Source organism: Methyloglobulus sp., assembly GCF_046714055.1.
Taxonomy (GTDB): Bacteria; Pseudomonadota; Gammaproteobacteria; order Methylococcales; family Methylomonadaceae; genus Methyloglobulus.
In genome coordinates, this window is sequence record NZ_JBKKBJ010000109.1 from 1 (window position 1) to 9,735 (window position 9,735).

A 9,735-nucleotide genomic window follows, 5' to 3' on the forward strand; every position below is an offset into this window, starting at 1 on the left:
TTGGTTACGCAATGACTCGACGCGATGTCGGAATGCTTTGCATTTTCACTACGCAAAAAAACGCTTCGTGAAAACGCCCAGCCCTATCGCTTCTGGGGACTACTCGACTCCTGTCTCGCAGCGGTTGCACGCTATTGCGTAGTTAGTTCATGCTGGGTGAATCGCCGTTTGGCATTAGAAGCAACTACCATAATCCAGCAATATATCTTCACAATTGAAAAAGTTACGCGGATAATCAATGCGAATCAACAGTTTCAGGCCGTATTCAACAAATACGGCGATCGTTGCTAATCGGGCTAAGGCCGCCCAAATTCGCGCTTGCGTATTACATGAACAGCGCCATATGCTGGTTGTCCACCATACGATGGTTAAAAGAAGAATAAAATGTATTTCATCCCAAGTTGAAACGGTTATGGTTCCGGCTTTTGCCAGCAGGTCTGCCGTAAGTAAACTTGCATTTAATAATAGGAAAAAAGGCCAAAATACCCAATAAAGAGAGATGCCACCAAGCCAAGATGCCAGAAGAAAACTTTCAAAAGGCTGTTGTTGCCAGTTTTGCTCAGGTGGGGGCGCACTGAAATAAAGTATGGCGAAGATCGCACCCACCATAAACAGGCATTCAATTGGGCTGACTAAGCGAATGTCATTAAACAATATGGGCAAGGAATAAAAAAACATAATAAATATTCAGGTTATTTTCAGATTGAAAAGAAATCATACCAGTACATAGGGATCGGGGATTATGCAAAGTTTTTGTCGTACGGCTGGAAACGTTGATGTAAATGGACTCCCTAACCCGACTAAATTGGAAGCGCTTTTGTCCTGTTTTTGCCTGCATTTATTGTTAGGATTGGATAAAAATTATGCATCCGAGCTATAATTAAAATCTTAAATTGCCACACTCCACACTTCACCAGCACGATGCGGCAGTTTCATCCTGCTAATATTGCAATCACTACGTCTTTTTACACACCACGAGGGAAACACTAATGAAAATTCAATTGCTGTTTATGGTAAGTATAATCTGTTTTTTCTGTACCGGCGCTTTTGCCGAATCAGGGGCCGCCGTAACGGGATTGTGTAAGGATGGAACTTCTTACACGGGTACATCAAAGAAGGGCGCTTGCCGGGGGCACAAGGGCATCAAGGAATGGTATGGCGATAAGGCTACCGCTGCAACAACTAGCCCAGCCGCTGCAAAACCCACGGCAGCAAGTGCCAATGGCGCAGCTACCGGTTTATGTAAAGATGGAACGCCTTATACGAGTGCTTCCAAGAAAGGTGCCTGTAGGGGTCATCAAGGTCTTAAGGAATGGTATGCAGATAAGCAAGCCCCAGCTGCAAGCGAGGCAGCGACAACTGACGGCACTGCTACCGGTTTATGCAAAGATGGAACGCCTTATACGGGCGCTTCCAAGAAAGGCGCGTGTAGGGGCCATAAAGGCATCAAGGAATGGTATGGCAATAAGGCTCCGGCTGCAACAACTAGCCCAGCCGCTGCAGAACCCACCTCAAGTGCCAATGTTGCCGCTACCGGTTTATGTAAAGATGGGACACCTTACACTGGTGCTTCCAAGAAAGGCGCATGTAGGGGTCATAAAGGTCTTAAGGAATGGTATGGCGATAAACCTGCTGCCGCAGCAAGTACCTCTGCACCAGCCATAGCCACGCCAGCGCCAGAAGCGCAAGCTAATGCTGCGGCTACCGCATTATGTAATGATGGCACCGTTTATACAGGCGCTTCAAAAAGAGGCGCTTGCAGAGGGCATAAAGGTATAAAAGAGTGGTATGCGGATAAACCAGCAAAAAGCGCCGCCCCAGCCCCCGCAACGGCTCCACAAGCAGCAGCTCCAGCAGCAGGATCCGGTAAAGTATGGGTCAACACCCGCTCCAAAATTTACCACTGTGAAGGCAGTAAATTTTATGGCAACACTAAAGAGGGCGAGTACATGTCCGAAGTCGACGCTCAAGCTAAAGGTTACAATGCCAATCGTAAGAAAGTCTGTAACTAAGGTAATTGCTTAGGGAGGCCTAATTTTTTGTTCCGTTCGTGGTTCGCTAGTCTAACCGAGCGGAATCAATAGTTTTGTGTTTGTACTAGGCTTATAGCAGGGTGGATATATCAGCTTCATCCGGTTTCAAGGGTACATAACGATTTGCTTATGTACCAGACTCGCTATTGGGTTTGAAGTTGGTGTTACTTTGCTTGCTAGAAGCCAAGGATGGCTATACAGCCCTGTGAACTGGATATCGGCACCACCGCCAGTCGGGCGGCTTAAACGGCATAGACCCAAATTCTGCCCCACTGGAAAGGGTATTTTCAGGGGTTCCTATAGCAAACACTCCCAACCTTCAACTGGTTTTCAATGATAAGGCGCTGACAATTTCCTTACCTTCTCGTTTAGGATCCAGTGTTGAATCCAGGATAAAGACACGCTCGTTCGGTACGCCGCCCTTCTGGACGATGTATTTTGCGATGGCTTGCGCCCGTTCGGATGCCAGGTCTTTAAGGCGTTTAGGGTCGGGCTTGATAATTTCTGACATCTTTTGTTTAGCGACCTTGTAAAAATCTCCGGCATCGGAATTAACCAACTTTGGGATGCCAAAAATCGATTTCTCGCCCATCGTGGGGAATTTTTTGATGAACGCGTCAGCCAGCAAATCGTTGTAGTCGTCTTCTGACAGTTCAACGTACTCTGCACGCACTTTCTTGCCTTCTTCTTCGCTGAGTTCTGCGGCTTTTGTCTTTTTGAGTTGATTCAATAAGGCCTCTTCGCGGAGAATCGGCCAATCTTGCCCTTCAAAAGCAGCGCCTTTGATTTCGAGATTAAGCACCGGCTTTTCTTTCAACGCTTTTGCCACACTATCCAGTTTACTCATTTCCTTTGTGTCCAAGATCTCCTTACCGGGCGCAAAACCGATCACACTCAAGTTCTCCTCACTACCCACCAAAGAAGCAAGAGCATTGAAAGGCGAAGTCACTATTTTGGTCAGCACATTAACCAGCGCATCGACGATAATCCCGCCAATGCTGAATTGAGGATCTTCCAAGCTGCCTGTCAACGGGACATCCAGTTTTATTTTCCCGCTGGAATCTTTAAGTAATGCGATCGCCAACGCAAGCGGCAACGACACGGCATCAGGATTATCAACTTTTTCACCTAATTCAAGCTGGTCAATCAAAATATTATTTGCAGCGCTCAATTTGCCTTTTTTTACTTGATATTTTAGACCCACGGTCAACTTACCTTTTTCAATTTTGTAACCGGCAAACTGCACCATATAAGGGCTCACCAAAGGCATGGGCATACCGTCAAAGTTGAGGTCTATATCATAGATGCCTTGATATGGCCTGATTTCTCCCTTGATGTCCACAGGTGCCAAATCGTATGCGTTGCCTTTCAAATCAACTTTAACGGTAGCCTTTTGGTCAGATGAAATACCATGTGCACCGCCATCCAAACTTTTAATTTGCGCGGCAAAAGGCAGTATTAAAGAAAGATCGGCAAAATCTGAGGAACCGTCAACGATTTTAACCTTATCCAGTTTGAAAACTGGTTTATTGCTTTGCGTAGCTTTGCCATGAGCCGCCTTGACGGATTTGGCAGGTTTCGCTGATTTATCTGGGTTACTTTTATCGGCAATCATGATATCAGAGAAGTTCACCGTTTTGTCTTTTCTGATGGTGACCTTGGCGTAAGGCTTTTCGATCAATAAGGTCGAAGCGCTATAACGGTTAGCCAACAGATCAACGTCCAAGTCTTTGAACGTCAGGTTCTCCCATTTGACAAAATCCTTATTCAGGATCTGGTCACGGGTCAACAAATCGGCGATTCCCGTGTTGCCTTTGAACTTAACACCCAGCGGCTTTTCCGGAGGCTGCTGGACAACGAGTTGTCCGGCTATGTTGAATTTGCCATCCAGCACGTCCAGCCGTGCAAATTTTTCGACATAGGGCTGGAATTTTTCCAGGTCAATATTTTTGACATTGACATCTATTTTTGCAGCAAGAGGCGAGATAATGGCTTCGCCTTTCAGTTTGATTGAACCCGTTTTGTTTACACCGATATCGAGTTGGAAGGGAAGTTTCGCTTCGGGTTTGTTGGTGATGTTAATGACTTTTAGATTGATCGGCTTGGCCGTCATTGTTGCTGGTTTCTTGAGTGATCTATCCTCAAAATTTACCATATAGTTAATCAATTCTAAGGTAGCTATATTTAGCAGCCAATCTTTTTCGGGTAAAACCGGTTGTGCAGCCGCAGTAGCAACGGTGGCTGCGGTTTTCACATCTTCCTTGAAGTCAACGGTTTTAGCGGTGGCGTAGTCAGGCCGAGTAACTTCCACTTTTTTGCCTTCCTGTGTTGGAATTAATTTTTGATAATTGAGTGAGCCGTCGGGATTGAGCCAAGCCTGAAATTCGGCATCTTTTGATGATATTAACGCTATCTTGACTTCCTTGTTTTTTAGATTGATTTCCATATCGCTAAGACCAAAGGCCGGAATTTTGATTAATGTTGCGTTTTCACCTTTTTCAGCTAGATGCAAATCGTGAAATTCAAACTTGCCTTGGTTGACATGGATATGTTTCGTTTTCTGGCTTATGTCCAATTGATAGGCAGTTTCAAACGTTAGATCTGGAATTTTGACTTCCACCATTTGCTTGTTAAGACCATTTAACAATAGATTCTTGATCGCTATAACAGCTTTGTTCGCGACTACTTTAAGTCCATCCTTGGATTGACTGACCGTAATATCTGTTTCATGAATGAAATTAGGGATGGTAACAGAAATGGGATCGGGGGCATGATTGGAAAATTGCAGGTCGCGGCTATCCAGCTTGGCTTTGTTGACCACGACATCCAGGTTGTTATTGGCAATCGTGGCGATACAGTCGGTTTCAACGGCAAAAGTCGGTGTTTTAAGCAGGGTTTTGCTGGCGCTTTTATCAGCAAATTGAAAGTCGCGCAGTTCAAACCGGCTTTTCTTGATGGTTACTTTCAGGTCTTTTTTGTCGAACCCTACCTTATAATCGACATTGAATAGCTCATGGCCCTGCAAATCGAAAGCAGCGGCATCAGACAAGGCTAAAGCCAACACTTTCTGCAATTGCACTTTGTCAAGTTTAATACCACCTTCCGAAAAAATAGGATTGACTCCGACCGTTGCCTTCCAGTCTAATTCCCCCCCCGATTTAAGCGCCAGGCTGAAATCTAATTTGGCTTTTGTGTTAGCCTCGGTACTTAAATCACTAACATTCAGATTAATCGGAGACAACTCTTCCGATACAGGCTTGTTGAAATGCTTATCATCCCAGAATAATTTTCCCTCTTTTATCGACAGCTTGACAATATTAATTGGAAATATCTCGTCATCATCTGGCTCCTTTGGCTCTTCCTGCTTCTTAGGCTTAGCCATGTCCTCAAAATTAAATTTACCGTCTTTCTGTTTGGCAAGATAGATCGTTAGTTTGTTTAGGGTAATTTCATCAATCACCAAAGCCAGTTGTTTGATGGACTGGAACGCGTTTATCTTGACGTTAAAATTGTCGAAACCTACAAATGGCTGACCATCCTTTTCCTGAATCTTAAATCCTTGAATGCTGGCAAGTAGTGTGAACGGGTTGAATTCTATGTTAGTAACCGATGCCTTCCTGCCCGTTTCTTCTTGAATGATGCTGGGTATTTTTGATTTCAAAACCGCTGGCACTATATAAAAGCCCAACACGGCATACGCTGCGACCAGGCAAACGGTGATGATAAAGGGTTTAAGGAATCTTGCGAATGGCTCAGGAAGCTTTATGTATTTCTGATTCAGATCTTCGATAAGGCCAGGGCGAACCTTAACTTGTTGGCCTTGTTCGTTTTTCGTCTTGAACTTGTCGAATGGTCGAAGTATGGCCTGAATCTCCTTATTTAGGGATTCTTTGGCAGCATTTAATGCTTGACTGGTTGACATAATCCCGGATTGACGGGAACGCTCATCGCCTATTTGACCTGGGGGGGGGCTATCTGGTGATCGCCACCCCAGGTTGAATTTTGACCGAAACTGCTGACTTGCCCTATAAATCCAGGTAGCCAGTTTCTTCATGTAAGACTGTATCAAGTCCTTGTACCTCTTCATCGGGGGTGACACGCAGGCCTATGCACTTATCCAATCCCTTAAGGATCAGGTAACTGAACAATGCGCTCCACGTGATAGTCGCAATGATCGCCAAGGCTTGGACGCCTACTTGATCGATGTTGGTGACGCCCTGGGCAAGTCCTATACCTCCCAGGCTAGCTTCAGCAAACACGCCGGTTAGCAACGAACCCGTAATCCCACCGATGCCATGCACAGGAAAAACGTCCAGGAATTGTCAATAATCAGTTTGCGTTTGACGAATTGGATAGCAAAAAAACAGACGGTTCCGGCGGTTACGCCAATCACCAGCGCACCCATAGGGCCGACAAAACCGGATGCCGGGGTAATCGTACCCAATCCAGCCACCATTCCGGTCACAATACCCAACACGCTGGGTTTGCCAAAGCGTATCCATTCGATGAACATCCAGGTTAACGCGCCTGATGCTGCGCCAATATGGGTGGCTAACATCGCCATACCTGCGCGGCCATCCGAGGTCAAAGCGCTGCCCGAATTAAAGCCAAACCAGCCTACCCACAACATCCCAGCGCCAGTCACCACCATCGTCATATTATGCGGCGGCATGGCGGTGGTCGGAAATCCTTTGCGTTTTCCGATGACTAAGGCCGACACCAAAGCCGCGACCCTGGCATTGATATGGCTCATTATGCCGCCGGCAAAGTCCATCACGCCCAAATCGAATAACCAACCGTTGCCCCATATCCAGTGGCAAACCGGCACATAAACCAAGCACAGCCACAAGCCGCTAAACCACAACATGGCCGAAAACTTCATCCGCTCGGCAAACGCACCTACAATCAGGGCTGGTGTAATAATGGCAAAGGTCATTTGGAACATGAAATATACCGTTTCTGGAATGTCCCCTGTCAATGATCCCGTATTGATCTCGGGCAGGAACATTTTAGCCGTGCCGCCCAGATATTTTTGTAGGCCGCCGCCATCGGCAAAAATCAGGCTATAAGCGCCTGCCAGCCAAAGTATGGATATTGCACAGGTGATAGCGAAACACTGCATCAATACCGACAGTACGTTTTTACTCCTGACCAAACCTGCATAGAACAGCGATATACCCGGGATAGTCATGAACAGCACTAACGCGGTAGAAGTGAGTGCCCAAGCGGTATTCGCCTAGTTTAATTCAGCCGCTGAAACGAGTCCAGAAACCCAAAGCAAAGCAAGGCATAAGGCATGTTTTTTTTGAAAAACATCATTTTTTCCTAGGCGCCGTTTAGATGGCATCTTCCCCTGTTTCACCCGTCCTGATACGAATCACCTGTTCAAGGTTCGTTACAAATATTTTACCGTCACCGATCTTGCCAGTATTGGCCGCCTTAACAATCGTTTCCACCGCCTTATCCACCACTTCATCACCCACGGCAATTTCGAGTTTGACCTTTGGCAAAAAATCAACGACATACTCTGCCCCCCTGTACAGCTCGGTATGGCCTTTTTGACGGCCAAAGCCCTTGACTTCCGTGGCAGTCACGCCTGCCACACCTATTTCGGACAAGGCTTCCCTGACATCGTCCATCTTGAATGGTTTAATAATCGCTGTTATTAGTTTCATGATTGCTCTCAATTATTTGTGGCTTGAAGTTATGTATTTCATAGGCTGCAATCATACACATTATTTATCAACATACAACGAGTAAACGGGTTCGTGATCCCAAAAAAATCTGCGTTTATGTGTCATAGCCTAATTTAAGTTTGATAGAATTTTTTGCATAGCATAATCTGATCCAAAGAGTAGTCGCTTTAATTGCCACTACCCTTTGTGCAATGCCGTTAGTTTTCCACTCAAGGTTAAAACCATTCTACTAGGCTGGATTATTAACGCAACGAAAGGCCTGATCCTGTTCTTCTAAGGTGACCAAATAAAACTTAGGCGGTGTTAACGAGACTAAAAATTTAAAAAATATTAGTAAAATTAATATTTTATGCAGTTTCGACCACTTTGTTTGGCTAAATACAGTTGCTTATCGGCGGCGGCAAAGAGTGAATTGGCCGTAGAACTTGAATCGCTTATGGCAAGGCCGATAGACACGGTAATGCCAGGCATGGCGGAACCTCCGGGATGGGTAATGATTTGATTTTCTGTTTCTAGGCGTATCCGTTCCGCCAGTGCAATGCCGACGGTTTGGTTGGTGTTTGGCAATAAGACCATAAATTCTTCGCCGCCGAAACGCGTGGCGAAATCATAAGGTCGAATATTTTTTTTTAAAACATTTCCCAAGGTAATGAGCGCCAGATCTCCGCCCTGGTGTCCTTGTATATCATTGTATTTTTTGAAATGATCGACATCAATGATTAGAATGCACAGTGGTTGTGCAAATTTAATCATTTGCGTGAGGATACGAGGAAGTGCATTATCGAGCCAGCGGCGGTTGTAGAGTCCAGTTAGGCCGTCGATGTTGGCTTGATTGGCAAGTTCCAATATTTGGAGTTGATCATTGATGATTTTTTGCGTATTGGCTTTCATCCACTGTGTAAGTAAGCGAAGCAAATTGTAGGCAATCGGATGGGTGTTTTGAATGAGATTAAGCAGAAAATCGCGGTGTATGGGAAATACACGGCAGTGCTCTTTGGCCTTAACATAGGCGGATGGGGCGGTATCGTCAATAATTGACATTTCACCCACTGAATAACCTTGGGTTAACTCCCTGATTACGGGTGAGTCCGGTGAATTAAAATGTACCGTGAGAGTGCCTGAGAGCAATAAATAGATGTGTTGATTGCCCTGTTCGGGTGAGAGCAGCAATTCACCAGGCCTTAATTCCAAAGGGCAAGCATGCGCTGAAACCTGTTCCATGATGTCATCTGATACATTCTGTAATAATTCAGTTTTTGCTAACTCTTGGATAAGAAGAGCCATAGGACTTCCAGTTTTGTTGAGTGTGGAATGGCAGTCAAAAATGCGGGAATGTGGTCAGATCTTTCATTGTGCATTCCCTAACCCGCGTATGATACGACTAATGCTTGAATAGTGTAATTGAAAGTGCGTAGAGCGTATAAGCGAAGTGTCATGCATTCTGTTGAAATCGGCATTCGACGGATGGCGCAGGCTTATCCGTCCTACCCCGCTGTCGTTCATTGCCAAGGTACAGCAGAACAATAACAAACCATTTTTTGGAAAGAACGAACCGTGCTTATCCGGTTGTCACAGACACCTACTAGATATAGTGGGTCAGGATTTTTTGGCGTAAAGCTCGGCGTAGGTGGGGGACAGTGACCTCACCCGCGATGCCGAGCAGAGAACGGAAGGCATTGAAGGGGTAGAAACGGCGGTTGAAGCGGAAGGTGAACTCGTTGAGACATGCCTGTAAGTGTTGTGGGCTGACACCGTGATGGGTGCCGCGCAGCCAGGTTTTGGGATTGGGGAACACGAGGTGGATGATCGGCAGGGAGGTTTCGGCGACTTGCATATCCCCTCGCCCCGCGACGGCGGTGTGGAAATAATTACGTTTGGCAAGGTCGGCGTAACCCCCCAGTCGTCGGTGATGATGGCGGTGCCTGGTGCTACGGTGCTTTCGATGAAGCCGCCCAACGACTTGGGGCTTCGACCAGGCACCAAGGCGGGCCGAACGCGACCGGCGT

5 protein-coding genes and 2 pseudogenes are annotated in these 9,735 nt (G+C 46.1%); 1 reads left to right on the plus strand and 6 read right to left on the minus strand.

What is annotated here, in order from left to right:
• Positions 1-174: 174 nt before the first annotated feature.
• Positions 175-678 (minus strand): hypothetical protein, encoded by a 504-nt coding sequence (locus ACLQ6D_RS06835; protein WP_411726536.1) that lies wholly within the window; start codon positions 676-678, stop codon positions 175-177.
• A gap of 311 nt (positions 679-989) precedes the next feature.
• Between ACLQ6D_RS06835 and ACLQ6D_RS06840 the strand changes: the two genes are divergently transcribed.
• Positions 990-2,012 carry a hypothetical protein gene (locus ACLQ6D_RS06840; protein ID WP_411726537.1) on the plus strand — a complete coding sequence of 341 codons (1,023 nt, stop codon included), beginning with the start codon at positions 990-992 and terminating at the stop codon, positions 2,010-2,012.
• A gap of 340 nt (positions 2,013-2,352) precedes the next feature.
• Here ACLQ6D_RS06840 and ACLQ6D_RS06845 read toward each other — a convergent pair whose 3' ends face one another.
• From ACLQ6D_RS06845 to ACLQ6D_RS06865, 5 genes and pseudogenes are all read right to left on the minus strand, one after another.
• A complete protein-coding gene (locus ACLQ6D_RS06845) occupies positions 2,353-6,087 on the minus strand; it encodes a DUF748 domain-containing protein (RefSeq protein WP_411726538.1) in 3,735 nt (1,244 codons plus the stop codon).
• A pseudogene (locus ACLQ6D_RS06850) lies at positions 6,059-7,380 on the minus strand (ammonium transporter). Before ACLQ6D_RS06850 ends, ACLQ6D_RS06845 begins: the two are co-directional and overlap by 29 nt.
• Complete coding sequence (locus tag ACLQ6D_RS06855; protein WP_411726539.1) at positions 7,370-7,708, minus strand: P-II family nitrogen regulator; 339 nt, start codon at positions 7,706-7,708, stop codon at positions 7,370-7,372. Before ACLQ6D_RS06855 ends, ACLQ6D_RS06850 begins: the two are co-directional and overlap by 11 nt.
• A 360-nt stretch (positions 7,709-8,068) precedes the next feature.
• Complete coding sequence (locus ACLQ6D_RS06860) at positions 8,069-9,013, minus strand: diguanylate cyclase (RefSeq protein WP_411726540.1); 945 nt, start codon at positions 9,011-9,013, stop codon at positions 8,069-8,071.
• 312 nt (positions 9,014-9,325) lie between these two features.
• A pseudogene (locus tag ACLQ6D_RS06865) lies at positions 9,326-9,735 on the minus strand (IS1595 family transposase); the annotation flags it as partial.

Excerpts from the sequence above, each read along its gene's own strand:
- ACLQ6D_RS06835 (WP_411726536.1), bottom strand. The coding sequence starts at position 678 with ATGTTTTTTTATTCCTTGCCCATATTGTTTAATGACATTCGCTTAGTC.
- ACLQ6D_RS06840 (WP_411726537.1), top strand. The coding sequence starts at position 990 with ATGAAAATTCAATTGCTGTTTATGGTAAGTATAATCTGTTTTTTCTGT.
- ACLQ6D_RS06845 (WP_411726538.1), bottom strand. The coding sequence starts at position 6,087 with ATGAAGAAACTGGCTACCTGGATTTATAGGGCAAGTCAGCAGTTTCGG.
- ACLQ6D_RS06855 (WP_411726539.1), bottom strand. The coding sequence starts at position 7,708 with ATGAAACTAATAACAGCGATTATTAAACCATTCAAGATGGACGATGTC.
- ACLQ6D_RS06860 (WP_411726540.1), bottom strand. The coding sequence starts at position 9,013 with ATGGCTCTTCTTATCCAAGAGTTAGCAAAAACTGAATTATTACAGAAT.